30 protein-coding genes are annotated in these 21,940 nt (G+C 67.9%); 20 read left to right on the top strand and 10 right to left on the bottom strand.

Annotation, left to right across the window (positions count from 1 at the left end):
* Positions 1 to 17: 17 nt before the first annotated feature.
* Together DS837_RS11100 and DS837_RS11095 are read right to left on the bottom strand one after the other, a co-directional pair.
* Entirely contained in the window at positions 18 to 701 is a 684-nt protein-coding gene (locus DS837_RS11100) for a hypothetical protein (protein ID WP_149164790.1), read from the bottom strand.
* Positions 694 to 936 (bottom strand): hypothetical protein, encoded by a 243-nt coding sequence (locus DS837_RS11095; RefSeq protein ID WP_149164789.1) that lies wholly within the window; start codon positions 934 to 936, stop codon positions 694 to 696. Before DS837_RS11095 ends, DS837_RS11100 begins: the two co-directional genes overlap by 8 nt.
* 52 nt (positions 937 to 988) lie before the next feature.
* On the opposite strand from DS837_RS11095, the gene DS837_RS11090 reads away from it, so the two are divergent.
* Complete coding sequence (locus DS837_RS11090) at positions 989 to 1,357, top strand: hypothetical protein (RefSeq protein WP_149164788.1); 369 nt, start codon at positions 989 to 991, stop codon at positions 1,355 to 1,357.
* 85 nt (positions 1,358 to 1,442) lie between these two features.
* Positions 1,443 to 2,192 carry a hypothetical protein gene (locus DS837_RS11085; RefSeq protein ID WP_149164787.1) on the top strand — a complete coding sequence of 250 codons (750 nt, stop codon included), beginning with the start codon at positions 1,443 to 1,445 and terminating at the stop codon, positions 2,190 to 2,192.
* A 419-nt stretch (positions 2,193 to 2,611) separates the two neighbouring features.
* On the opposite strand, the gene DS837_RS11080 is transcribed toward DS837_RS11085, so the two are convergent.
* Positions 2,612 to 2,905 carry an HU family DNA-binding protein gene (locus DS837_RS11080; protein WP_149164786.1) on the bottom strand — a complete coding sequence of 98 codons (294 nt, stop codon included), beginning with the start codon at positions 2,903 to 2,905 and terminating at the stop codon, positions 2,612 to 2,614.
* Positions 2,906 to 3,254: 349 nt separating this feature from the next.
* On the opposite strand from DS837_RS11080, the gene DS837_RS11075 reads away from it, so the two are divergent.
* On the top strand, positions 3,255 to 4,052 hold the full coding sequence (locus DS837_RS11075) for a hypothetical protein (RefSeq protein WP_149164785.1): 798 nt from the start codon (positions 3,255 to 3,257) through the stop codon (positions 4,050 to 4,052).
* Positions 4,053 to 4,070: 18 nt separating this feature from the next.
* Here DS837_RS11075 and DS837_RS11070 read toward each other — a convergent pair whose 3' ends face one another.
* Positions 4,071 to 5,054 carry a hypothetical protein gene (locus tag DS837_RS11070; RefSeq protein WP_149164784.1) on the bottom strand — a complete coding sequence of 328 codons (984 nt, stop codon included), beginning with the start codon at positions 5,052 to 5,054 and terminating at the stop codon, positions 4,071 to 4,073.
* A 140-nt stretch (positions 5,055 to 5,194) separates the two neighbouring features.
* On the opposite strand from DS837_RS11070, the gene DS837_RS11065 reads away from it, so the two are divergent.
* The 3 genes from DS837_RS11065 to DS837_RS11055 all read left to right on the top strand — a co-directional run bounded on the left by DS837_RS11065 (position 5,195) and on the right by DS837_RS11055 (position 6,421).
* A complete protein-coding gene (locus tag DS837_RS11065) occupies positions 5,195 to 5,533 on the top strand; it encodes a hypothetical protein (protein ID WP_149164783.1) in 339 nt (112 codons plus the stop codon).
* Positions 5,530 to 5,907, top strand: coding sequence for an HNH endonuclease (locus tag DS837_RS11060; protein ID WP_149164782.1), 378 nt, complete (start codon positions 5,530 to 5,532; stop codon positions 5,905 to 5,907). The genes DS837_RS11065 and DS837_RS11060 overlap by 4 nt, the downstream gene beginning before the upstream one ends.
* Positions 5,908 to 5,992: 85 nt before the next feature.
* On the top strand, positions 5,993 to 6,421 hold the full coding sequence (locus DS837_RS11055) for a hypothetical protein (RefSeq protein WP_149164781.1): 429 nt from the start codon (positions 5,993 to 5,995) through the stop codon (positions 6,419 to 6,421).
* 18 nt (positions 6,422 to 6,439) lie between these two features.
* Here DS837_RS11055 and DS837_RS11050 read toward each other — a convergent pair whose 3' ends face one another.
* Both DS837_RS11050 and DS837_RS11045 read right to left on the bottom strand, forming a co-directional pair.
* Complete coding sequence (locus tag DS837_RS11050; RefSeq protein WP_149164780.1) at positions 6,440 to 6,976, bottom strand: metallophosphoesterase; 537 nt, start codon at positions 6,974 to 6,976, stop codon at positions 6,440 to 6,442.
* Between the two features lie 290 nt (positions 6,977 to 7,266).
* Complete coding sequence (locus DS837_RS11045) at positions 7,267 to 8,001, bottom strand: hypothetical protein (RefSeq protein WP_149164779.1); 735 nt, start codon at positions 7,999 to 8,001, stop codon at positions 7,267 to 7,269.
* A 99-nt stretch (positions 8,002 to 8,100) separates the two neighbouring features.
* Between DS837_RS11045 and DS837_RS11040 the strand changes: the two genes are divergently transcribed.
* Positions 8,101 to 8,496, top strand: a complete 396-nt coding sequence (locus DS837_RS11040; protein WP_149164778.1) for a helix-turn-helix domain-containing protein — start codon at positions 8,101 to 8,103, stop codon at positions 8,494 to 8,496.
* Between the two features lie 45 nt (positions 8,497 to 8,541).
* On the opposite strand, the gene DS837_RS11035 is transcribed toward DS837_RS11040, so the two are convergent.
* Entirely contained in the window at positions 8,542 to 8,799 is a 258-nt protein-coding gene (locus DS837_RS11035; RefSeq protein WP_149164777.1) for a hypothetical protein, read from the bottom strand.
* A 1,367-nt stretch (positions 8,800 to 10,166) separates the two neighbouring features.
* Here DS837_RS11035 and DS837_RS32030 point away from each other — a divergent pair.
* The 13 genes from DS837_RS32030 to DS837_RS10975 all read left to right on the top strand — a co-directional run bounded on the left by DS837_RS32030 (position 10,167) and on the right by DS837_RS10975 (position 20,427).
* Positions 10,167 to 10,313, top strand: a complete 147-nt coding sequence (locus tag DS837_RS32030; RefSeq protein ID WP_170295816.1) for a hypothetical protein — start codon at positions 10,167 to 10,169, stop codon at positions 10,311 to 10,313.
* Between the two features lie 95 nt (positions 10,314 to 10,408).
* Positions 10,409 to 11,032 carry a DUF305 domain-containing protein gene (locus DS837_RS11030; RefSeq protein WP_247889870.1) on the top strand — a complete coding sequence of 208 codons (624 nt, stop codon included), beginning with the start codon at positions 10,409 to 10,411 and terminating at the stop codon, positions 11,030 to 11,032.
* Positions 11,033 to 11,106: 74 nt separating this feature from the next.
* The gene (locus DS837_RS11025) at positions 11,107 to 11,478 is read left to right on the top strand and encodes a type II CBASS E2 protein (protein WP_486599236.1); all 372 of its coding nucleotides are present in this window, start codon (positions 11,107 to 11,109) and stop codon (positions 11,476 to 11,478) included.
* Positions 11,479 to 11,482: 4 nt separating this feature from the next.
* Positions 11,483 to 12,649 (top strand): SAVED domain-containing protein, encoded by a 1,167-nt coding sequence (locus DS837_RS11020; RefSeq protein ID WP_149164775.1) that lies wholly within the window; start codon positions 11,483 to 11,485, stop codon positions 12,647 to 12,649.
* 264 nt (positions 12,650 to 12,913) lie between these two features.
* Positions 12,914 to 13,231, top strand: coding sequence for a hypothetical protein (locus DS837_RS11015; RefSeq protein ID WP_149164774.1), 318 nt, complete (start codon positions 12,914 to 12,916; stop codon positions 13,229 to 13,231).
* Between the two features lie 2 nt (positions 13,232 to 13,233).
* The gene (locus DS837_RS11010; RefSeq protein WP_149164773.1) at positions 13,234 to 13,950 is read left to right on the top strand and encodes a hypothetical protein; all 717 of its coding nucleotides are present in this window, start codon (positions 13,234 to 13,236) and stop codon (positions 13,948 to 13,950) included.
* 152 nt (positions 13,951 to 14,102) lie between these two features.
* On the top strand, positions 14,103 to 14,432 hold the full coding sequence (locus DS837_RS11005) for a hypothetical protein (protein ID WP_149164772.1): 330 nt from the start codon (positions 14,103 to 14,105) through the stop codon (positions 14,430 to 14,432).
* Between the two features lie 57 nt (positions 14,433 to 14,489).
* Positions 14,490 to 15,194, top strand: coding sequence for a hypothetical protein (locus DS837_RS11000; protein WP_149164771.1), 705 nt, complete (start codon positions 14,490 to 14,492; stop codon positions 15,192 to 15,194).
* A 156-nt stretch (positions 15,195 to 15,350) separates the two neighbouring features.
* Positions 15,351 to 16,301, top strand: a complete 951-nt coding sequence (locus DS837_RS10995) for a P-loop NTPase family protein (protein ID WP_149164770.1) — start codon at positions 15,351 to 15,353, stop codon at positions 16,299 to 16,301.
* Positions 16,302 to 16,373: 72 nt separating this feature from the next.
* A complete protein-coding gene (locus DS837_RS10990) occupies positions 16,374 to 17,186 on the top strand; it encodes a hypothetical protein (protein WP_149164769.1) in 813 nt (270 codons plus the stop codon).
* A gap of 32 nt (positions 17,187 to 17,218) precedes the next feature.
* Positions 17,219 to 18,589 carry a type IV toxin-antitoxin system AbiEi family antitoxin domain-containing protein gene (locus tag DS837_RS10985; RefSeq protein ID WP_170295815.1) on the top strand — a complete coding sequence of 457 codons (1,371 nt, stop codon included), beginning with the start codon at positions 17,219 to 17,221 and terminating at the stop codon, positions 18,587 to 18,589.
* On the top strand, positions 18,586 to 19,155 hold the full coding sequence (locus tag DS837_RS10980; RefSeq protein WP_149164767.1) for a type IV toxin-antitoxin system AbiEi family antitoxin domain-containing protein: 570 nt from the start codon (positions 18,586 to 18,588) through the stop codon (positions 19,153 to 19,155). The genes DS837_RS10985 and DS837_RS10980 overlap by 4 nt, the downstream gene beginning before the upstream one ends.
* A gap of 783 nt (positions 19,156 to 19,938) precedes the next feature.
* Positions 19,939 to 20,427 (top strand): hypothetical protein, encoded by a 489-nt coding sequence (locus tag DS837_RS10975; RefSeq protein ID WP_211102184.1) that lies wholly within the window; start codon positions 19,939 to 19,941, stop codon positions 20,425 to 20,427.
* A 33-nt stretch (positions 20,428 to 20,460) separates the two neighbouring features.
* Here DS837_RS10975 and DS837_RS10970 read toward each other — a convergent pair whose 3' ends face one another.
* Genes DS837_RS10970 through DS837_RS10960 form a run of 3 tightly spaced genes read right to left on the bottom strand, consistent with a single transcriptional unit; the run spans position 20,461 to position 21,853 of the window.
* The gene (locus DS837_RS10970) at positions 20,461 to 20,952 is read right to left on the bottom strand and encodes a hypothetical protein (protein WP_149164765.1); all 492 of its coding nucleotides are present in this window, start codon (positions 20,950 to 20,952) and stop codon (positions 20,461 to 20,463) included.
* A complete protein-coding gene (locus tag DS837_RS10965; protein WP_149164764.1) occupies positions 20,952 to 21,392 on the bottom strand; it encodes a hypothetical protein in 441 nt (146 codons plus the stop codon). The genes DS837_RS10970 and DS837_RS10965 overlap by 1 nt, the downstream gene beginning before the upstream one ends.
* Positions 21,392 to 21,853 carry a hypothetical protein gene (locus DS837_RS10960; RefSeq protein ID WP_149164763.1) on the bottom strand — a complete coding sequence of 154 codons (462 nt, stop codon included), beginning with the start codon at positions 21,851 to 21,853 and terminating at the stop codon, positions 21,392 to 21,394. The genes DS837_RS10965 and DS837_RS10960 overlap by 1 nt, the downstream gene beginning before the upstream one ends.
* Positions 21,854 to 21,940 lie beyond the last annotated feature (87 nt).

The raw sequence follows: 21,940 nt of genomic DNA, 5'->3' as shown, positions 1-21,940 counted from the left end.
GCTGGCTGCCGCCGGGCTTACGGGAAGCTCTGGCCGCCGCGCCGACGGACGATGTCGGGGTGGCCTTCGACCACCGCCGTCAGCGCGCCACCGCGGTCGAGCAGGCGGTCGGACAGCGCGACGATGAGCGGATTCGGCGTGGCGCAGGGGCGTGCCGCCAGCACCCGGTCCAGCGCCTCGGCTTCCCGACCCGGTCCGAGGCCGTCGGCGACGACAGCCAGCGCCATGGCGGTCGAACGCGCGATGCCAAGATGGCAGTGGATCAGCAGCCTGCCACCGTGCTGACGAGCGAAGCCCAGCGCGGCCTCGACGTGGTGCTGACGGGGTGCGCGGGGATGGGCGGCATCCGCCGTGTCTTCGCACTCGATGACCAGCTGCGGCACCGTGCCTACACGCGGCGCGCCGCCGCCTCCGTCGACGGCCCCAGGGGATTGAAGTGATAGCACCGCGGCGATCGGCTGCCCTGCGCGCGCCACCGCCGCCATCGCCGACTGCACCGCCAAACAGCCGCAGATCAGCAAGTCCTCGGTGCCGTGCACCGGGACCTCCCAGGCACGCAGCCGTGTCGTCGACGGCGCGCCACACACCGGGCACTCCAGCTGTCGCCCCAGGTTCCAGAACTCGCCGCAGGCGCAGGCGGCGTGGTCGTGGGGGTGGTCATCCATCGGGTGCCAAGGGTACGAGATGGAGCCTTCAGGCATCGCTCATCCCCCACGCCGCCGTCATGCAGTCCCGCAGACACTCGGACGCCTCCTCCAGCTCGCCATCCGCCACGGCGCCGAGAGCGGCGCCGACCAGCGCGTCCACCGGTCCGAGGGCGCCGCGGATGAGACCGCAGGTTTCCACGCGGCCGTGGTCGGGGTCGAAGCGGCGCGCCAGGATGGCGACGTAGCGCCCGTTTCCGGCGACGTAATCCGCCGCGTCAACCTCCTCCATCAAGATCTCCATCCGCTTCCGGGGCGACGCCTGGGGGCGGAGCTCTTCGACCGTGACACGCAGCACCGACGCCCCCTCCCCGGACTTCCCGCACCGGGTTTTGTTGATCACCTGGAACGCGATGTCGATTGCTCTCTTCGAGAGATGCCGTCCGGTCGAATTGAGCACAAAAAGCGAACATGCTAACGTGCCGTGGGCGGACGTCGCACCGGTTGGCCACAGGATTCGCAGCGGAGGCGGAGGCGGGATGGACTGGGTGCGGATCGTGGCGGGAGTGCTGCTTGCTCTCGGCGGCCTCGGGGTCGCGTGGTACGCACCGCGCGCTGTGAAGGCTTGGGCGATGATGGCCAGCACCCGCAGGGAGCGCCAGCACCTGCTGCACCGGTTGGACCGCCTGGACGCCGACCGCAGGTGCGAGTAGGCCGCCCGCAGGACTGACAACGGCGTCTTGGAACCGGGTCGCCAACGCCTTACTCTCCGCACCCGATCAGCAGGGAGCGAAAGCTGTGCAGTACCCGTGGGACCTTCTTCCGTTCGACCTTCTGAAGGCCATCGACGACTGGCAGTCGGGCAGCCACAACAAGGTCGCCAAGGCGGACACCTTGAAGTCTGTCTGTGCGTCGCTGAAGCATGTCCAATCCATGTTCGCGTCCTGTCCACCCGAGGTCTTCCGGCGCGTTCAAATCAATAAAAAGATCGCGGATAGCGTCGGCGTGGCCGATGCCGTCATCGAGGACGTGTCGGCATGGACGACGGACATCGACGTTGCCTTTGGCTTCAAAGGCGGCATTCCAAAATACCCAAAGACCGCGCTCATCTACCGCCGTGTTCCCTTGTCCACCGAGGTCATCATCAACTTGAACGACGTGTACGGGCACGGTGACGGCACAACGCTGCCCGCCGCGGTCGCCTACTGGCAGACGACGATGGGCCACGTCTTTGACAAGGGCATCGACAAGTACGGGGCCTCACAGAAGGAAGTCGTACTGGATGAACACGTCATCCTGGGCGGTGAGATCCATTGCTTCGGCGGCCACCAGTCGATTCTGAACAGGGTTCCGAACATTGGGACTCAGTCCGCGGACGGCATGAGCGACGCCGAGGCAAAGCGGACGATATTGGGAAACACCCCTGGCCTGCTGGTCACGCCGAGCGGCGAATGGACGGTGTACGCCCAGGCCTCGGAAAACATCCGTGAGCGCCTCCGCGAGCGGGTTGAGACGGCCATCAACGCGACGTCGTTCACCCCCATCTAAGGCGGGGCGATACCACGGACATGGAGGGGTGGGCGTGCAGGATCGCACCGGGGAAACAGAGCCGCAGGGTCGCCGATGCTGAACCCGGGTCGCGATCCGATGGATCGCGTCCGGCATTGGCTGTCGCCACATCTTCCGTACAGCCGCGTTCCGGGCGATGTCGGGCAATGCCCGCGCGAAACGTGGCGCTCGCGTGTTCTGCGGGGACTGCCAGGGCTGCCGCGCGGCACCGTTCAGCGCGGCTCTGTGGATGAGCCTGACCGACAGATGCAGCAGGCCGAGGCGGCGGCGTTCTCCGCTGCACACCGTCGACAGCCACTGTGGCGGAGGTGGCTGCCGACTCGTTTCTGGCGTTGAGCAGCAACGCCCTGGTGTAGGGGGTAGAGCGGTTCAGTCGCCCCTTCGTGCGAGCGAGCCGATCACTCGGCGTCGGCCGTCTGGCCGCCCACGGCCTGCTTCAGGGTGCTCGACGGCTTGAACTTGGGCGCCTTGCCCGCGGGGATCTCGATGGTCGCACCCGTGTGCAGGTTGCGCCCTTGGCGCGCCGCGACCTCGCGCACCTCGAAGATGCCGAACCCGGTCAGCTTCACGTCGCCGCCTTTGGCCAGCACCTCGGCGATGCCCTCGGTGACCGCGTCGAGCGCCCGACCCGCATCCGCTTTGCTGGAGCCGAGCTTGCCCGCGATGAGTTCGATGAATTCGGCCTTGTTCATGGCTCTAGCCTCGTTTGGTTGTAGAGGTGGGCGCATCTCGCCTCCTGATTTCCAAGATGACCCGGAAAGCCCTGGGGCTCAAGCGATTCCGCGCCATCGACGCGGGAGCGGCGCCATCCGCGCACGACACCCTTCAGAAAGCGGCGGCCGCCCATCCTGACGGTGGACGCCGCGCCCTGACCGGTCAGCGACCGTCCGTTTCGGAGGTCAACATGCGCTCGCCCGCCGCCCACCCGTCGTTGATGAACTCTGCCATCAGGTCCTGCTCGGCGGACCGCCGTCACCCCGTCTGCTCGAGGGGGTTCGGCACGCTCGCCAAAACGGCTGGAAGCCGGTCGCCGTTCTGGCCATGGGGACGGCCGCATTCCGGACCTGGAAGCGGGAGAACGGCTTCGACAACGCCCGTGCGGCCAGGACGCTCGGCGTGCCCATGGCCCGCGTGGCCGATTGGTCATCGGGCCGGGAGCTCGCACCGCCCGAGGTTGCGGCGGCGTGCTACGCCTACAGCTGTGGCTGGCGGCCTTCGTTGGACACCGCGCCCGCGCCCCGCCGCAAGCGCCGATCCGCCGCTCTGGAGCAAATCCGCGTGGCGCTGGGGCTGCCCGAGGACGCAAGCACCGAGAGCATCACCCAGGCGGCGGCGAAGGCCAGCGAGCCGTCCCTGAAAGACCGCACGGAAGCCCTGGCGGCGTGGATCCTTGGCGGCAGGCCCGTTCCAGGCAACGGCGGGCACGACGTCCGCGTGGACGGTCCCGACGGCCGCCATGTGCTGGTCGAGGCCAAGGGCAGGACGGTCTCGGCCGCCAACGGGTCCTGGTACTTCTCGCAAATCTTCGGCGAGAACCGGAGCAAGCGCTACGACTTCATCCTGCTGGTCGGCGAGCGGCACCCGGAAGCCGTCTGCAAGGACGACGGTGCAGGCAGCCGCTACGCGCTGTTCCTGCTCTCCTACGCCGACGCCGAGCGGCTGACCGGACGGCGCAAGTTCCAGCGACCGTGCCAGGACGGCAAAGCGTCGAAGGACCACGGGACCCTGCGCATCAAGGCGTATGGGACGATCGGCGGGCACTCGGTTGCCCCTTGGCATGACCACCACGTCTCGGCCGACGAGGCGCGCCACATCGTGCACGCCGCGTTCGGCGGCTGAGCCCTTCCGACCTGGCGGTCACCGCGACGGGACGGTGGGTTCGGGCATCGGCTCGAGCTGGCCGCCATCCAGGCTCGCCAGGAAGGTCTCGAGGTCCAGCTGCTCGCCCGCGTCCACCAGTGCGGCCGACGGCGGCGCGGGCATCGGCATGAACACGACGACGGCGGCTTCCGGTGCGGCGTCGTCGAACGTCATGGTCGGCACATCGTCGGCCACGGAGACCGATTCCGCTGTCGGTGCGGCGATCGGCATTTCGGGCTGGGCGGCGGACTGGGCCACAGCCTTCTTCTTGCGGTCGCTGCGGCCCGCTGTTTCCCGCGCCTGCGGCGCCGCGTCCACGGTCTGCTGGGCCCTGCGCTCGGTCCTCGACCAGGTGCTCTTCTTGCCCTTCTTCGCGGGCTTGGCAGGGTCCGGGCTCGGCTCCGTCTGGAGGGCCACCGGCGCCTCCACGAGGGCGTCGGGCGGTGCGGCAGCGGGCAGCGGGGCGTCGGGCCCCTTCAAGGCCTCAGGGCGCGCGCTGGCTGGTGTCGCGGGCTTGGGCGCGGTCATCTTCGCGCCGTTCCGCGCGGCCGCATCCAGAGCCTCCTGGAACGCCCGTGCGGCGCTGTCGAACACCGCTTTCTGGGCGGCGCCGACACGGCCCGCGGCGAGCACCAGGTTGGCGTTGGACGAGGTGGCCATCGCCTTCAGGTTCTCCGCGGCGCCGCGCAGGCGCGTGACGGCTTCCTCGATCTCGCGGACAGCCGAGACGGTGTTGGTCTCGACCTTCTGCTGCGAGAACCACGCCTCGGCCTGTGCGCGCTCCTGGGGTTCCATGCGCTCCCGGATCAGCGGCGCGACGGTGCCCAGGTCGATGGGCTGGCTGCCGAGCGAGCGTTGCGCCGTGCAGCGGAGCTCCTTCGACCAGAACTGGCGGACCCAGGCAACGCGGCGGCCGCCGCAGCGGACCTTGGGGAAGAGAATGGGCGGACGCCCATCGCCGAACGGATCGTCGAACCACATGCGCGCCTCCTGCGGACACCGGTCCGCACAGAATGCGGTGACCGCTGGCAAGGAACGGGTTCTCGGCAAGGGCTTGGGTTGCACACGCCGAGTTGCTCTGCTTCAATGCGCGGCAAAGCTGTAACGTGGCGGTTGGGGGAATGGCGATGCTGGACTGGTTATCCCGGATTCTGTGCTCGAGCAGGCAAGACCCTCCGGCAAAGCAGCTGGAGGTCATCCAGCAGGCGACCCCGCAGATCGAGCTCACGCTTGAAGAGCGGATTCGCCGCCTCGCCGACCGAACGCGCGGCTACAGCCAACGCTCCGAGACCGAGCTGAGCGAGATTGTCGCCGATCTGAACACGGTGCTGGACATCGTTGATGCCCTAGTCAGCGCCCTGGAAAACGTCAACGCGGCCGACGACGCCAAGCGACTGCGCACGAGGCTGAAGGGAGCCCGCACCCGCGCCCAGAACACGTTGAACCGGAGGTCGGCGTGAGCCGCCTGCTCGAGCAAATCGCCGAGCAGGCCGTCGCGCATCAGATGGCCACCTTCGACCGATTGTGGGAAGCGGTCGAGGAGTGCTCGTCCATCCTCAAGGAGATCGCTCCTGGTCGCCGTCGTCCCTGGATGGCTCACGTCATTGCCCAGATCTACGACGAGCAGGGCGGCGTTTGCCCGTGGTGCAGCGAGCCTCTCGACTTTGGACATTGGCATGTCGACCACCGCGTTCCCTTCACGTTCGGCGGCGGCAACGAGCGCGGCAACCTGCAAGTCCTCCACCCCCGTTGCAACCAGCAGAAGGGTGATGCCGTCGATGTGTTCGACCTGCTCAAGTACCTCGAAGATCGGTACATGAACTTGAACCTGTGACGGCGCCGCAGCCCTCTGGAGATCCACAATGTTCGGAGCCTGGTTGGAGCGCCGCCGTTACCGAACCCGTGTCCTGAACGCGCTGATGCCGATGCTCGACGGCCTCGGCCTGACGTCGGCGAAAGCCCTGCTCAGGCACTACCCGGGTATCGAGAACGCCGTCCTCGACCACCACGGTCGGGGTGACGACCACCGCGTGGCCGCCATGGCGATCGTCGGCACGGTCCTCACCGACCAGATCGAACGGCACTACGACGCCGACCAGCGTGCGGCTATCCTCGCGCAGTTGACCGACAACGCCACCCCCAAGGCCAGCAAGGACAGGCTCGCCCAGGCCATCCTGAGTGCCGAAGAGGTCGCCCACCTGTGGGTCGAGAACAGCGGCGCCGACAGGGGGCTGCGCGACCTGATGATGAGCGAGATCATCGGCGCACTTCAGGGCTACGGCGCTGAGGAGCGTTCCCGCAGACGGCTCCACCGGGCTCTGAGCGCAGCCGTGCACGCGACGGGCTGACGGCCCGCGTCCTGTCCTTCAGTCCTCGTCGGCGCCGTCGTAGCGGATTTCCGGCAGCTCGGCCAGACGCGCGCGGATCTGATCGAGGCTGACCGGAGCGAAGTCCCAGCAGTCCACGCCCACATCAAGGCTCTGGCGGTTGCCCGGGAGGCTGCCATGGCTGTGGCCGTAGAGGTGGATGACGCCGCGCCGCATGGAGTTCCACACCCGCATCCCGTAATGCAGGAGCACGATGCGCTGGCCGTCCACCGTGATCTCGCGGTACGGCGCGGGGTCGGACGCCCAGCGCTGCTGAAGCGTCGGCCCCTTCTCGTGATTCCCCAGCGTGAGGTGCTTGCGGCCATTCAACTTCTTGAAGATGCCCGCCAGGCGCTTGGGATCACACTTGTACGCGAAATCCCCGAGGTGATGGACGTCGTCGTCCTGGCCCACCACGGCGTTCCAGCGGCGGACGAGTTCGTCGTCATGCTCGTCAATGTTGTGGAAGGGGCGCTGGCAATGCTCGAGGATCCGGGCATGGCCGAAATGCGTGTCGCTGGTGAAGAAGACCGCCATCTGGAACTCCTGACCGGGAAGCGCCCCGTCGCGGCCGTTCAAGAGGCGGTGGGGCGGGTTACGTGCGCGTGATCGCAGAGCCCAACGTCGTCGGGCCGTTCGCGGGGGTCGGTATCTGCACGCCGAAGACCAGCATCGCGGTCGCACTTCTCCAGATTGGTGCACCATTTTACCGCACAAAGCGGTCCGCGATCAATGGTGGCTTTCGTCATACGAAAGATGCCTTATAGGTTGCAGGCGCACTGCCAGCCTGGGAGTGCGGACATCGGTCCGCACTGTGTGGCGGTCCTTTACCCGCACCGGTCTGTGCCGACGGCGACGGGCATTCCGGTGTCCGGGTCAAGGCGCCGCGACATCGCTTCGAGGAATGCACCCAGGCCGCACAGGTCGTCGAGGCTGCGTCCCATCGGAGGGCTGGCAACCGCGAGCAGCCGCCCGTCTTCCCGCCCCAGGAACTCGACCCGGTAGGGCGCCCCGTGCCGCTCGGACGGGCGGGTCAGCAGGTCCAGGTACGTGTCGGCGAGATCGCTCCATCCGGGTGGCACGTCGAGCTGGCCGACCATGACCAGCGGGTGCCGCTGCGCCAGCGTTTGAGCGAGTGTCGTGTCCAGCTCCGGGATGCGCGGTGCGCGCCAGCGGGACAGGTCCCTTGGCTCACAGCCCTGACGCGCGGCTTCGGCGGGTGACAACGTCCGCAGCCAGCCGCCGCAGCGGCATGGCCGTCCTGGAGCCCCGGTTTCTTCGCAGACCCGGTTCGAGAACGCCTCCGCCAGGTCGATCGCGCCGTCTTCGAACCTGTCGTGCCCGCGCGTGCAGAAGCTCAGGCCGCCGTATTTCTCTTTGATCTGGACGGCCTCCACCAGCGGTGTCCCTGCCTCGACGGCGTGCACGGTCAGCACTTCGCAGAGCGCGTCGAGGATGCTGAACCATCCGTCCTCGCACTCGATGCCGAAGCTCATCAGGCTGTCGGAAGGGGGCAGGTCGCGCTGGCCGAAAACGCCCGGATACCGCTCGTACAGCCGCATGGACAACTCACGATGCATCGGCGCACCCTCGACAACAGCATGCGGCCGAGCACAGTGCGATCGCTTGGTGTTTATGTCAACGGAACGGGGGGAGTTGGGATGGCTACAACGATCAGGCCCATCCGAAGCGACGCGGACCACGAACGCGCCCTCGCCGAAGTCCGCCGCTTGTGGGGCGCCGAGCCCGGTTCTCCCGAGGCCGACGCCCTCGAAGTGCTGGCCGTCCTCATCGACGACTACGAGAGAACCCGCTGGCCCATCGAGCGCGTCGACGCGGTCGCCGCCATCGAAGCCCATCTCGCGACGACCGGCCTGGGCCTGGGAGACCTTGCGGAGCTGGTCGGCTCGGAGGACGACGCGGCGGAGATCCTCGGCCGTCGACGGCGGCTCACCATCGACATGGCAGCGCGGCTGTCCAGCGAGTGGGGCCTACCCGCTGACTGGCTGATCCAGCCGTACGAACTGGCCGCAGGCCAAGACGGCAGCAGTGGGTGAGCTGTCTGCGGACACCGGTCCACACCGAGCCACTAGAGGGTGAAGTCAGAACCAGAAGGAGCGTTTGCCGAAGCGCGGGCGCGCGCTTATGCGGGGTGCCGCGGGGCGGGGCGCCGTTCTCACTGGTTTCGCTGCGGCCTCTTCCAGGATTTCTTTCTGGACGGTGTGCAGGCGCTCGAGCAGAGGGCGGCGGGTTGCCACGATGCACCAGCCGCCGTCCGGACCGCTGGCGGCGCCGACCGCCTGACCCTCGCGGGTGACGGTCACCGTGGCCGACTTCGCTCTGAACCGGTCTTGCGCCATCCTTCGTTCTCCGTGTCCGCGCTCTCAGCCACAGCCATTTCAGGGCGGCCTCAGCAAACGAAGGATGACGGGCAACTCCGTGGGCGCCCGTGTTGCCCGACGCCTCCCGGCGCCCCGATGTCCACCGGCGGCTGGGCGAGGACGCGGCGGCGGGAAACTCCATATCAACTGTGTCAACACAGACCACGGGGAGGAGGATGCCGTTGGCGTCCGCGGCGCAAGCCGCCGATCCCGGGCGGCCGTCGGTCGGCACGGGCGGCATCCCGGTGTTCGGGCGGCTGCGGGCGCACCGGGGCGGCGGGCCCGTGTTCCCGGACGGCTGGGCGGCGCGCGCGCCGTGTGTCGCCTGGGGCGGCGGGGGCAGGCGGCGCCTCGGGGCGGGCGGCTCGGCGTGACTGGCGGGGATGACCGACAGCGAGGCGGGCAGCGAAACCCAAGGAAACCGGGAAGTCAGGGCAGGGTGAGTGGGGTGCAAAGCGTCACCGGGGGAAAGGGACGCGATGGCGACGCGGCGGGGATCGGGCGGGCGGCGGCCGCGGACGCCCGAGGCTCGTTCGTCCGGCCCCATAGGCCGTTCGCCGTCCGAGGACCGCTCGGCGGTACTTGGGGCGGGGCGGCGGTCAGCGCGCTTGACGGTGCCGTCGCCCCGGGCCGTTCCAGGCGGCTCTGGGCGCGCCCTGCGGCGGCGGCGGGGTTGGGGCGGCTGAAGGCCGTTGGGATGGCGGAGGCCCTGGCTGGGGCCGTCTGGCCAGGGGTCGGTCGGCCGGGGGCGATCGCTGCCGTCGCGCAGCGGGGCGCTCCCCCGTTGACTGGGGGTGGTTTTCGGCCGTCGAAGGACTTCTAGGTCCTCCGGAGGTTGGCCCCCGTCGTCCGAAGCGGTGTCCGGGCGGCTGGAAGCCGTTCGGACACCGGAACCGCCGTCCGAGCCCCCGAAGGGGGCGAGGATGGCCTCCATCGACCGTGGCCAGGCCCGACGCTGGCGTCGGGACGGCTCATTCGGAGGGCGCGCAGCGACCGACGACCACCGGGTGCCTTGCACCCCACCCACCCGATCAGGAAAAGGTGATTCACGGCACCCAAGGAGTGATCCACGTCCCAAAAATGACGGCTCATAGACGGCTGCATAGACGGGGGATTCACGGGCAGTTCATGGGTTACGGCCTGCGACCGCGGCGGCGCGGGCAGGAATGGGGCGGCGCAGGATTGATGGTTAGCGGCGATGCGTGAAGGCGGCGGTGAGTTTCGTGAGCATTTGGCAGGATGGCGATCGGGAGTTTGGCGGCGGGTTTATGGAGAGATGACGCCCGATCTCGCCGACGCGCCGGGCGCGGCGCGTTTGGCACGGCTACGCGCCCTACAACCCGGCGATGGTCGGCAAGTGCCTCGACATCTTCCGGGTCTGGTACAACTGGTGCTTCACGGGTGAGGACGGCCTGACCCCGGCGGAGCGCTTGGGCGTCGCCAAGGGTAAGGTCCGAATGGAAGACATCGTCTACTTCGATCCCTACGCCTGATCCGCAGCCCGTCTTACCCAGCCACTCTCATGCTCGCTCTGGCAGAGTTCGTAGAACGGTGTGCCACGACAATGAAAGGCTGCGCGGGAACAAAAATGATGGGGGTTTTGTTCCCCCTCATTGCGCAGGATGGAGTAGAGGAAGCCGCAATGTCACACGAGCAAAATCACCATAGGAACATGATGAAAATGGGTTGGGGTCGGTTTGCGGCAATGATCGCAACCTCAACGTTCATCATGTTCTTTTTGATGTACCAGCTTGTTTATTCGTTCGATCACGCCCTGTTCAGCGTAAACCGGCTGGTCTCCTCGCTCGTAATGGGGTGCGTCATGACTATCGTGATGCTCGGCTTCATGTGGTCAATGTACAGGGGTATGGCCATTAAGATCGCCGTACTGGTCGGAGCCGTGCTGGTCGGAGTTGTACTCCTCTACGTGAACCGCAGTCAGGGCCTGATCGGCGATGTCAGCTTCATGAAGTCGATGATCCCGCACCACTCCATCGCCATCAATAACGCAAGCAACGCAAGCATCAGCGACCCCCGCGTGCGCAAGCTCGCGGATAAAATCATCGAATCACAGGTTCGCGAGATCGCTGAGATGAAGCTGCTCATTGACGACATTGGGAACAATGGCAAGCGCGGGAGTCAGCCCCTTCCTGCGCGACCGGCTCAGGTCACGCCCGATATGGAGCAGCAGATACGAGAGGCGGTTCAGTAGCGCCTTCGAACCCAGCGGACCGTGTCGGCTTCCGACGGAGCACGCCCCTCGTGTTCGGATTTTAAGTAGAAGAGATGATGCCCAGAGTAGTGTTGCAGGCCGCATGGCCTGCAACACCTTTGTGTAGGGGCTGGCCTGTCGTTCCCTGTCTTTACTACCCAGGGGAGTGGAACGTATTCATGCCACTTGCGGAGACCGTGGTCCCCTGGCTCCTCCATTGGTTCGTTCACTACGAACTCTGGCAGGCCACCGGGGAGTGGACCGGCGGCGGTCGTCATCCCGACGGCGACCCCGAGCGCATCGGCGACCGTGACGGTCGCTCCGTCCCTGGCCATGCAGCAACACGCCGCCTCGCTCTCGCCCTGAACCCGCATGTAATGTCAGAGATGGGCTTCCTAGTCCGCCGGGCGCACGGCGCCGCCCCGTCCAGCCTGCCTGAGGATTGAGCCGATGTCCCTGCTGCATAAGGTCTTCGACACCCTGCTCACCGCCGTGTCGAAGGTTGTGGACTTCGCCTTGCGCCGCAGGTCATTCCCCTTGAGAATCTTCAGGGCGGGCCTGATCCTTATCGGTGCGACCGCCGCCGGGTCCTGGGTGTCGTCGCTTTTTTACGCCGACGATGTGAGGGCCCTTTCCCTCCACATCGAGATCTCCGGCGGAACACCGGAACTCATCACGTGGCTCGCCTTCATGATCGGGCTTGTCCTCACCGCCGTCGGCGGCGTCTGGGAAGCGATCCGCTTCGCAGAGGAGGAGAGAAAGGAAGAGGAGCGGCGCGCTCGCAGGCGTGTTGTCGTCATCGAGCAGCGCGGCCTCGCCAAGAGTTCCGGATCTCCTCTGAAGGACGCTCTGCCGAAGGACGTCGTTGGTGTCCCGCAGAGTATCCTGCTGGACCACACGCCATATGTTGAGAACAACTCGGTGACGGACCCGGAGCGGGTCGTCGGCGAGGTCGCAACGGTGCGCCACGACCTGGAGCGCTCGGTTTCCGACGTGGCTCGCGAGGACGTCACCGTGGTGTACGGCGGCGTGTCTCCGGTGCCCCTGACCTTCCTCGCCGGGTTTTTGCTCGATGACGACGGCGCCGTCCGCATCGTGGACTGGGACCGCGGGGAGGCGCGCTGGCGAAGCCTGGACGGCGCCGACGACGGGGAGCGGTTCATCGTGGATGGCTTTGACCGCGTTCCCCGTGGCGCGGCAGAGGTCGCGGTGGCCGTCGAGGTCTCCTATGCTGTGGATGCAGACGCCGTCGGCCGGTCGCTCGGCGCGGTGCCCGTCGTTCGACTCTCGCTGCCGACCATCGACAAGGACAATCACTGGTCCGACGCGAAGCAACGGGCACTGGCCGCCCAGTTTCTGAAGGTGGTGAGCGACCTCGGCAACCGCGGGGTCCGGACCATCCATCTGTTCCTGGTGGCTCAAAACAGCGTCGTCTTCCGATTGGGGCAGCGCTACGACCAGCGCAACCTGCCAGAGGTGCTGGTGCATCAGTATGAGAAGACGGCGAACCCGCCCCATCCATGGGCCGTAAAGATGCCGACCCACGGGATCAACCGACCGGTGGTCGTCCGCCGGGCGCCGCTTGCAGTCCAGCACCCCACCGACCACAGCGCCTAACGGATGTCCGATCGGCGTCGTGTTCACGGGAGCTGTTCGGGACGTTAAGGGTGCCCTAGACGGCGGGTTTGCGCTTGGGCGCCGCCCGGTGTCCGCCTGATGGATGGCCACCCTCACGGCGCCATCTCGGGGTGTTTGCTGACCCTTAACGGAGCTTAGACGGGGTCTTCACACTTCGTTTCCGGGGAACTTGCGTCAATAGCATTGAGTGTTGCGTAGCCCGCCCATACCCTTAATCAGGGGTTGTCGCGGATGGAGAGGGCCATGGCCAAGGTATTGGATTTCCAAGCGGAACGACGGCGGTTGCGTCCCGTGCCGACGCCCGTCCGCGGGGAGCCGCCGAGGTCCCTGTTGGCGTGCGTCAGGACGTATTTCAACGAGATCGAGCGGCTGTGTGAGCCGTACCAACACGACTGGCGAAGGATCCGCGACATGCTGACCGAGGCCAACATGCTGGCCCCGGGCGCGTCGGCGGGAGCCCTGCGCGGTTTCTTCCTGGGTGTACGCAAGGAGCAACGCGAACGGCACAAAGGGCCAAGCGTCGGCCGCGTGGCGCAGACGTGGGGACGGGGGAATGGATGACCATGACCATCAACATCGAGCAGGCCCGCCAGCGGATTCTTGAAGCCGAGCGCGAGGTGCTGGGGGTTGCGTACCCCAAGACCATCGAGATCGTCCGCACCCTCTTTGGTGACATCGAGGGCCTGAAGGGTCGTCACCGCGAGTGGGACAAGGTCAAGAAGGTTTTGGTAGCGGCCGAACTCCTGCCACCGGACACGTCAGTGGGAACGCTGCGCCAATACTTCTTCGCCATCCAAAAAGAGCGCCGCGACATCGCCGCCGTGGACGCCGTCCCGGAGCAGGCGCCAACGCCGAAGCACGAGGCCTTGGTGGCGATCGAGCCGAAGGCGGATAAGCGCGCTCGCCCGGGCAAGGCGGAGAAGACGGCTGCGGCCGCGGTGTCCACCGTGGTGGAAGGCGGCGCGGCCAAGTCCGTCGAGCCCGACCTGACGCCGCCGTCGAGCCCGGACATGACGCCGGAGGACTTCGAGGAATTGCTCGCGCAGGCTCATGCCCGCGACGCCGCTCCGGTGACCGCGGATCTCGGCGGTCCGGGCGTCGAAGAGGACGAGCCCGAGGGCGGCGATGCGACGGCCCTCCTGCTGCGCGCCACGGAGCAGACCTACACCGACCGCGGCCAGCCATTCGAACCGATCGTCAATCCCAACGCTCGAGTCGACAGCCGCATCGCCGCCATGGCGCGCCCGCGCTCTCGTGGCCGCGCCATGGCGATGTCCTGATCGCCGTCCTCCATCAGCACCGCGTCATCGAGGCCGCCGACCATCATATCGGCGGCCTCGATGTTGTTCACCAAGCGGAGAACGACCTGGCGCCGAGCCGCACGCCAAACCTACCTTCCCGGTACCATTTCTGAATCCGGTGAGGGACGGCGATGTACAGCGAGCTTTACGATGTCGAATGGGTCGATCTGGACCCGGACGACCCTGACACCGACGACTGGAACGCCAGCGGCCCTTACGGTTTCGAGCTGGAGGTCCGCTGGGATGCGGAAGGCTGGGGACCAGCTTACAGCTGGTATGTGCGTGGCCCCGTGGGTGCCCCGGGAACGGCGGCAACTGACTGTTGGGACAGTGGCTGGTCACCGTGTCTGGATAAGGCTTGGCACGACGCCGAGGAGGCTCTGGACCGTCTGGCCCCGCGCTACAGGGCCTGGGTGCTGGAGCATGGTGATACGGTCCAAACCGGGGAGGCTGTTGCGTAGCCTCGAAGCCTCCCATCTGAACACCGGGGCGGCGGTGGCGGTGGCGGAGGCGGTGGCATGGTGACGGAAGACCTTGAAGAGCGGCTGTCGCCCTTGCGGGACGCGCACCGCTACGACCGCCGCATGGCCCACGTCCGCGACCTTCCAAGGACCCTGTTCACACACACTGATGACCTGCCCGTTGACGGGTGGCCCGCTCACCGTGATCGGCTACCGGAGCCGCTGCCGCTGCCGCCCGACCTCGAGCAGGACGATCACGACGGCGCCATGGCTTGGCTTCGGGAGAACGCCGAACGCTTCAACGCCGCGTTCGACGTCGTTCTGATGCTGGCTTTCCTGGAGCACATCCCCGTGCTGTCCTCCCACCCAGGGACGACATGGATGGCCCTCGAGCACAAGGTCGCGGGTACGATGTGCGGCGTCGTGCGCCTCATCGGCGTCCGCCTGACGCCGCGTCCCGAAGCCCGCGCCGCGTTCAAAGCGATCGCCCGCCACTGGTACGGCAGCGACCTGTGCTCGGGGCGACCTCTGCTGTCGCAGCTGCGGGAGTATCAAGACGCCGTGCAGCGCGTTGGCGTCGACTGCAACCGGTCATGGTGGCACTTGTGCGAGGGCATTTACCCGGTCGACCACTCCCAAGAGGCTCTTGCGACGCTGGCCGTGGATCCTCCGGATTTCGACTCACTGTTCGGCGACCCCAGGCCTTACGGGGGCGCCGAACGTTTGGCCAAGCTGGTGTGGCTGGCGCCAAACAGCGACTGATCTCTGCAACCGCTCGGCCGCTACTTAATTGATTTTGTTGACAAAAATCGTCTTCCGCGCAGCCTCGGCAACATAGATTACTAACCGGGGCGCGTGCAATCTTGGAGCTGAGGGTTCGTTCGAGCCCACCAGATTCCAGGCTCAGGAGACGATGTGATGAGCACCGCGAAGAAGCCCCAGGCTCAGCTGCTGACGGGCACGCACCGGGGCACCGCGCCCGCGACCGACCACCTGACCTACTTTTTGCTCGGCGAGAAGGGGAGCTCGGGCAAAACCGTGGTGTCCGAGCTCGTCGCCCTGCTCAGCGACCAGTACGTCGCGCAGGCAGGCGGGACCGAAATGAACGTGGTGACGGTCGATGACCAGCCGCGTCTGCGGCACGTGCTCGGCGATCGCGTCGCCCTCGCGCTGCCGCTGACGCCGCCCGACAACGTGTCGGATGACGACGAGAGCGAGGATCTGCGGACCTACTACGAGCAGGTCTTCGAGTTCCAAAAGGGGCGCGACTGCCTGATCGACACGGGCAGCAACTCGTCCAAGCGCATTTTCTCGTGGTTCAGAGGCGCGCGCGGCGCCTATGCGCGTATGACGAAGGAGGAGGGCGTGCACATGCGCTTCGTCGTCGTCATCGACAACGACGCCGAAGCGGCGAACGGCGCGGCCGACATGATGGCGGCCGCGTACCGGATGTGGAGCAAACTCGGCAACGCCGACTTCTTTCTCGTCCGCAATGCGCACAAGGGCTCGTTCAAGGGGTTGGAGGCGAGCTGCGAGAAGTATCGTCTGATGCTCGAGTTGCCCTGGCTCAAAATCGTCGATCTGCCGCGCAACAAGTCCATCTTCTGGGACATGTGGCGCAACAAAGGTGAGCGCAGCATCGTCGACATGTTTGCTGCGCTCGACGGCGCCGACGAAGACAAGATGCGCCGCGAAGCCTTGGCGACGGAGACGGGCCTGAACACGGGCAAGGTGAATCACGGCGTCTTCGATTTCATGCTGTGGCTCCACGAGTCCCAGAAGGCGTTGCTGCCGCTGCTGCGCCCGGATGTGGCGCAGGCCATCAAGGCGCGCTTGGACGAGGATGCGGACCTGTACGCCGCCGACTGAGCCGCACCACGCCGACGGTAAGGCGGGAGCGGGTTCACACCCGGCTCCCGCCTCTCTGTGAACGAGAGCGCCATGGGAATCGCGACCATAGGGCACGTGAAGCGCGCAGAGCGGGCGCTGCTCCGAAGCAGCGAGGCCGAGCTCGATCGGCTCCTGGCGATGCCGATCGCGCAACGTCGGCAGGTGCCCGATGCCGTTCTCGCGTCGCTTGCCCGGTCGCATCGTCGCCGCTTTCTGGAAAGCCTGGCCGAGGGTGGCTTTACCGACGGCTACCGGGCGGCTGAGCGGCAGATTCGCCGCCAGAACGCCGAGGGGATCGGCAAGGCCGTCGTCCTCGGCGCGCAGAGCGCCGCCACCTGGGTCGATGCGCAAACCCGCGACGACCCGATCCTCCGGTCGGCCGTGGCGGGCGCGCGCTGGCTTGGTGCCCGTGTTGGTCGGGTCGCCCGGTGGGCGGCGCCGCACGCGGTCCGCCTTGCCATCTGGTCGGCGCCGCTGTGGGCGGTGCCATCCGTCGAGTGGCTGCTGATCAACAACCCCGCTCCGCGCGGAGGGGACGCGCTCCGGTGGGCTTGGCTGGCCAAAACCCTGGCGCCCGCGGTGGTGTGGTCGGGGCTGTCGTGGCTGGAGCGGGGCGGCCGGGCGGCCGCGCGGCTGCCGATGACGCTGTGCCTCGGCTGGATGCTCATGCCGCTGTGGTCCGCGCTGCCCTACGAGGTCGGCGAACGCCTGTATCCGCTCTGGGCGTCCGGAGGCGGCGTGGAAGGGGTCCTTCGCGAGCTCGACGGCTACCTTTTGACCGCGACGGCGATCACCGGGATCTGCATCGGCGCGACCGTGCGAGCGTGGACGCGCTCTGGGCACGGCGACAACGACATGCTGTGAAGGGGAATGAGATGTCAACGCAGGCAACGCGGATGGCGATGGCGTTGGCCCGGGCGGCGGCACGTCCGGTGCACTTGAGCGAATTCTTCGCATTGGACACGCTGGCCGACGGCAGCGCGGTGGTGACGTCCAACACGCTGGGCTACCTGGTGTCCATCGGCCGCATCGAGCGGGTGGCGCCGAAATGGCACCGGACGGTTCCCGGCGCGAGCTCGACCCCCGGGTCGTCCGACCATGCGCTCGACCTGGTCGACGCGGCGGGCGGCACCCTGGGGGACGCCGAACTCGCGCGGGCGGGCATCAGGCCACCCGCCATTGAGTACCTCGAGCACCTCGGCCTACTCGAGCGCCGCGGAACCAAGCTGGTCCTCGCAGGCGAGGCCCTGGCGGCGCGCGAGAAGGTTCAGGCGGCGGGCGCGCGCATGGCCCTGGCGGCCAGCAAGATGGGCGGCGATGCGGACGCGGCGGCGAACGAACCGGAGGGGGCCGAGCGGGTCAACCATGGCGTCAGGGCCTTGGACTTTGCGCGCCTGGCCGAGCGCCCGGTGCGCTTGAAGGAGTTCGTCAGCCGTGGCATACCGACCTCGGTGATCTACGCGCTGGCCGACAGCGGCCAGCTGCGGCGGGTCGGGCGCGGTGTCTACTCGTACCAGGCTGCTCAGCCGAAAGACGGCCAGCGCCAGCGCCGCCGTCGCGTCCTCCTGCGCCGCAAGGACTGCGCCACCACCAAAGCCCTCGACCTCGCTGAGGCGTCCGGTCGCCCGATCGACCTCGAGGCGTTCCGTGCGGCGGGGGTGTCGGCCGCGATCGTCTACTACCTGGCGCGCGAGGGGCGGCTGCGGCGGCTGTCTGCGGGTGTGTTCGAGTCGGTGTCCAAGGCGGAGCCCACCGTCGTCCAGCCTGTGTCGTCCAGCGACGAGGCTCTGACCCTCATCGCCGCCGCGGCTGCCCCGCTCATGACGTCGGAGCTTGCCGAGTTGGGCATCTCCGCCAACCGGGTGCGCGGCATGGTGCGCGCGGGCCGCTTGACGCGCCTGAACGACGGCCGCGTCCAGCTGACGGTACCGCCGCTGCCCAAGCGCGCGAGCAAGGTCGGCAAGGTGCTGGCGATGGCGCACGCGGCCGCGCAGCGTGGCGAGCCGCTGCGGCTTGCCGACGTCGTGGCCGCGGGCATCACCGCGCAAACCGTTCAGGATCTCGTCGACGACGGCCGCCTGGAGCGCACGGGGCGCGGACAGGTGGCCCTGCCGAAGCCTGGGGCGGCCGCCGTCGCCGCCCAGTCGGCGGGGCGTGACCTGCGCGGCGCGGTGCCCGCAAATGTCCGCGAGGCGGCACTGCGCCGTTCGCTGCGCGCCCGGATGCTGATGCCTGCCGGGCAGGATGAGGGGGAGGGCGCACCATGAGGACGGCGCTGGCGCTGGTCATCGCGCGGCGGGCGCAGCGGGCGCTCCGCCTGACCGAGTTCGAGGCCCTGGACGTGCCGCCGAAGACCCTGCACTACCTGATCCGCCGCGGTCGCGTGCAGCGTGGTGCGGATGGCCGCTACCAGTTCATCGAGGGCGCCCCACTGCCGCTGGAGACGGCGCTGTGGATGGCGGTGTGCGCGAACGGCGCGGCGGTCGGCGCGGAAAGGTTCACGCAGGCGGGTATCACCCGGTCCACGCTGTTGCATTTGACCCGCGAGGGCATGCTCGAGCGCGCCGGTGATGGGTACGCGGCGTCACCGCGCCTGCTTGAGTCCACCCGCGTCCCGCCCGTACCGGAGAGCGGTGCGCCTCCCGACCGACGGACGGCCGCCCTGGCACTGGCCGACGGCGCCCCCGGGCCGCTGCGCCTGCGCGACTTCATGCGGTCGGGCATTCCCGCGTCCACCGTGTACCGTCTCGTGTCCTCCGGGGCGTTGTGCCAAGTCGGCCGCGGTCGCTACGCACGGCCGCCCGGAGGCGGGCATCAGCATGCCGAGGCCTGACGCGGTACGCGCACCGACGTCGTACGCTCCGCGACGGCGACCGTCGTCGTGTTGGCCGAGGCGGCTGACGCACCGGTCCGCGACGCCTGTACGAAGCCGCCTCGGGGAAGCCGTCCCGCACGCCGACGGCTGCCCGCACCGAGGCGGATGTCCTGGCGCTGCTGCGGGGCGCCGGGCGGCCGCTCAGCGTCGGCCGATCTGGCGCGCCGTGGCGTTCCACGGCGGCGCCTCGGGAAGCTGGCGGCCGAGAGATTGCTGGAGGTGGACGCCGACGGTCGGTACACGGCGGCCAGATCATTGCCGCGGCCGCCCCGGGACCGTCTGCCGTCGCGGGCCGAGCGTCGCGCCAAGGCCGTGCCGGTCGTGCGAGCCGTCGGCGGTCCTGCGACCGGGCAGGACCTGGAGCGGGCAGGCTTCGGTCGCTCGATGATCCGTTGCCTGGAGCGAGCAGGGCTGATCGTGAGAGTCGGCTTCGGCAAGTACCTGCCAGCGGTGGTCGGAGAGGCCGAAACGCCCACCGACCGGGGACCGGCGCCATCGTGACCGCGGGACGGTACAAATCCTCATCGTCGCCACGTTACAAATCCTCATCGCTGCGGCAGCCCCGCCGAGAATCCTCACTAGGCGGGACTGCCGCGACCACGGCGCCTCCTCGCTCCATGCAGGTGTTGACAAGGACAACGCGCGCTTTAGCCTCCAGGGATTGCAGGCGGGGGCGGGATGGCCGAGGACAGGGACAAGCGCGGGCGTGGTCACGACAACATCGTCGGTCTCGACGCTGGCTTGGCGCGACTGGGCCGACGCCGGGCGCGCGCGGTCACGTTGCACCTCGACCCGGAGAGCGAGCGCATTCTCACCGCCCGCGCGCTGGGCGGCTCCGGCGACCTCTCCCAGGCCCTGGGCTCCCTTCTCCAGCGGTATGAGGCGATGGTGCAGGAAAGCCTGCCGCTGTTGAGCCTCCCGCAGTGGGATTTCGTGTTCTACGCGCTGCGGCCGCGGCCCGACCCGGACACCGGCGACCTGTCGGCGGCGTGGTCAGCTCCCGAAGCGCTCGACGAGATCCGGACGACTTCCTACCACGCCGACGGCTTCGGCGACCACGACGTGGCGATCGTCTATGGGATCCTCGACGGCCTGCGACAGACCGACATGCACGCCGTGCTCGACGCGGTCATGCGCTACCACGCGGCGGGTGAGGGCGCCCCTGGACGGCTGCGCGGCGTGGTTCCGCGCGACGCCGTACTTGGCTGGGATCGCACCGACGACCCGTGAGCAGCACCCGGTGACAGACTTGTCAATGTGCATTCAGGCGGCGGCAAGCGCCGTCGCAATGCGCCGCAGGCGCTCCAGGCCTCCATCCATCCAGGCGTCTTGACCTCGCCGATGCTCTTGCTTGAGCAGGTCGAGCGCGGCCACGGAGGCCCTCCGGGCGGGACCACGCAGCACCTTCCGGGCATCGACCAGCAGGGCGGGCACCGGACGCAGGATATCGGGCACGTCATAAATGTCAGAGGGGTCATCGATCGCCGCCGCCAGATTCATCAGCCGTACGACTTCGGCGAGCTCAGGGCGCGGTGCCAAGGGCGGCGTCACGCGAGGCAGCCCGCATAGCCGCGCCTCGCTCCAGGCGAGGCGGTCCAGCGCCAGCAGGACGGTCCTGGTAGCTTCGCCGCGGCGCGCATAGGTCTTCAAGGTGCGGTCGGTGACACCGAGCATGACGGCTACGGCGTCCAAGGGCAGGTCAAAGCCATCGAGCCATGCCTGAATGTCGGCGGGGTGAGTGGTCTGCACAGGCATCAGGGAGCCTCCCCATCCAGGAAGCGCCCAATGTCCACGCCAGCGCCGATGGCGATCCAGGCCAGCAGCGCCCACTGCACCAGCAGGACCATTTCCCAGCGCGGCAGCGCGCGGAGCTTGGCAACCAAATCCCCCGTTGCGGCATCCTCGTCGTCGGCCAGCAGATTCCCCAGCAGAGCCCCACGCCAGGCTTCCGGGGGCGTCTGGTGCATGGCGACGCCGTTCAATGCGTTGAGCACCCGCCGCCGCTCTTCGCGGTCCAAAAGCGGCTCGTAGGCCTCGGTAACGGCGCGGTGAGTGTTCATAGCCAGCGCCGCGGCGAGCGACCGGTTGCCACCGGTGACGGCGGTCATGCGGTCAATCCAGCCATCAACCTTGGCGTCGAGGTAGAGGGCGACGGTCTTGCCGCCGTCCACCGCCTTGGGACGTCCCCGGGCCATTACGTCACCCGCCGATGTTGGCCTCGGCCGAGGTGATCGGCCAGCTGCTCCATCAGGGTGTCGACCCAGCCGCCGAGACGGGCATCGACGTGAACCGACCAGGCGCACGCGGCGACTTCGCCGTCGTAGGCGGCAAGATCGGCGATCGGCGCGCCGTAGGTGTCTAGCCAAACCTCTTGGTCTTCGAGGTGGGGTTCGGTGGCGAGCTTGCGCTCAGGGTCGTAGGCGTCCGAAAGCAGCGTCACCCCGACGGCAGCGATCGGACCGTCGTCCATCGGGATTGCGCCGTCCTGGACCAGGCGCGCGATGACGCGCGGCGCAGGGTAGCCGTCCACCAGCTCGGCCACCCAGTTCACGCCCTGATTGGGCCCCAAAACGCAGGGACGGTCAAGAGCGGCCATCAGCAGGTCGCGGACCTGTTCACGGATGAGCGCCTCAAGGAGCGTCGCAGAGTTCGACATCGGTCATCTCCTTCGGATGTCGGTTGCGGGAAGCCCTCGAGGGGGACTGGAGCAGGTGCCGGTGACGGTGCGTGTTTTTCTTATAGA

Source organism: Azospirillum brasilense (genome assembly GCF_008365405.1).
Classification (GTDB): domain Bacteria; phylum Pseudomonadota; class Alphaproteobacteria; order Azospirillales; family Azospirillaceae; genus Azospirillum; species Azospirillum brasilense_D.
This window is presented reverse-complemented; position numbering and strand designations above follow the sequence as displayed.

Coding starts and splice junctions, on each gene's coding strand:
- DS837_RS10970 (WP_149164765.1), bottom strand. CDS start 20,952: ATGCCTGTGCAGACCACTCACCCCGCCGACATTCAGGCATGGCTCGAT.
- DS837_RS11015 (WP_149164774.1), top strand. CDS start 12,914: ATGGCCAAGGTATTGGATTTCCAAGCGGAACGACGGCGGTTGCGTCCC.
- DS837_RS11005 (WP_149164772.1), top strand. CDS start 14,103: ATGTACAGCGAGCTTTACGATGTCGAATGGGTCGATCTGGACCCGGAC.
- DS837_RS10995 (WP_149164770.1), top strand. CDS start 15,351: ATGAGCACCGCGAAGAAGCCCCAGGCTCAGCTGCTGACGGGCACGCAC.
- DS837_RS11080 (WP_149164786.1), bottom strand. CDS start 2,905: ATGAACAAGGCCGAATTCATCGAACTCATCGCGGGCAAGCTCGGCTCC.
- DS837_RS11100 (WP_149164790.1), bottom strand. CDS start 701: ATGCCTGAAGGCTCCATCTCGTACCCTTGGCACCCGATGGATGACCAC.
- DS837_RS10980 (WP_149164767.1), top strand. CDS start 18,586: ATGAGGACGGCGCTGGCGCTGGTCATCGCGCGGCGGGCGCAGCGGGCG.
- DS837_RS11020 (WP_149164775.1), top strand. CDS start 11,483: ATGTCCCTGCTGCATAAGGTCTTCGACACCCTGCTCACCGCCGTGTCG.
- DS837_RS11045 (WP_149164779.1), bottom strand. CDS start 8,001: ATGCGGCTGTACGAGCGGTATCCGGGCGTTTTCGGCCAGCGCGACCTG.
- DS837_RS11075 (WP_149164785.1), top strand. CDS start 3,255: ATGGGGACGGCCGCATTCCGGACCTGGAAGCGGGAGAACGGCTTCGAC.
- DS837_RS11000 (WP_149164771.1), top strand. CDS start 14,490: ATGGTGACGGAAGACCTTGAAGAGCGGCTGTCGCCCTTGCGGGACGCG.
- DS837_RS11055 (WP_149164781.1), top strand. CDS start 5,993: ATGCCGATGCTCGACGGCCTCGGCCTGACGTCGGCGAAAGCCCTGCTC.
- DS837_RS11095 (WP_149164789.1), bottom strand. CDS start 936: ATGGAGGAGGTTGACGCGGCGGATTACGTCGCCGGAAACGGGCGCTAC.
- DS837_RS11030 (WP_247889870.1), top strand. CDS start 10,409: ATGATGGGGGTTTTGTTCCCCCTCATTGCGCAGGATGGAGTAGAGGAA.
- DS837_RS10985 (WP_170295815.1), top strand. CDS start 17,219: ATGGCGATGGCGTTGGCCCGGGCGGCGGCACGTCCGGTGCACTTGAGC.
- DS837_RS11010 (WP_149164773.1), top strand. CDS start 13,234: ATGACCATCAACATCGAGCAGGCCCGCCAGCGGATTCTTGAAGCCGAG.
- DS837_RS10965 (WP_149164764.1), bottom strand. CDS start 21,392: ATGGCCCGGGGACGTCCCAAGGCGGTGGACGGCGGCAAGACCGTCGCC.
- DS837_RS32030 (WP_170295816.1), top strand. CDS start 10,167: ATGGTCGGCAAGTGCCTCGACATCTTCCGGGTCTGGTACAACTGGTGC.
- DS837_RS10990 (WP_149164769.1), top strand. CDS start 16,374: ATGGGAATCGCGACCATAGGGCACGTGAAGCGCGCAGAGCGGGCGCTG.
- DS837_RS11040 (WP_149164778.1), top strand. CDS start 8,101: ATGGCTACAACGATCAGGCCCATCCGAAGCGACGCGGACCACGAACGC.
- DS837_RS11070 (WP_149164784.1), bottom strand. CDS start 5,054: ATGTGGTTCGACGATCCGTTCGGCGATGGGCGTCCGCCCATTCTCTTC.
- DS837_RS11050 (WP_149164780.1), bottom strand. CDS start 6,976: ATGGCGGTCTTCTTCACCAGCGACACGCATTTCGGCCATGCCCGGATC.
- DS837_RS11035 (WP_149164777.1), bottom strand. CDS start 8,799: ATGGCGCAAGACCGGTTCAGAGCGAAGTCGGCCACGGTGACCGTCACC.
- DS837_RS11065 (WP_149164783.1), top strand. CDS start 5,195: ATGGCGATGCTGGACTGGTTATCCCGGATTCTGTGCTCGAGCAGGCAA.
- DS837_RS11025 (WP_486599236.1), top strand. CDS start 11,107: ATGATGCCCAGAGTAGTGTTGCAGGCCGCATGGCCTGCAACACCTTTG.
- DS837_RS10960 (WP_149164763.1), bottom strand. CDS start 21,853: ATGTCGAACTCTGCGACGCTCCTTGAGGCGCTCATCCGTGAACAGGTC.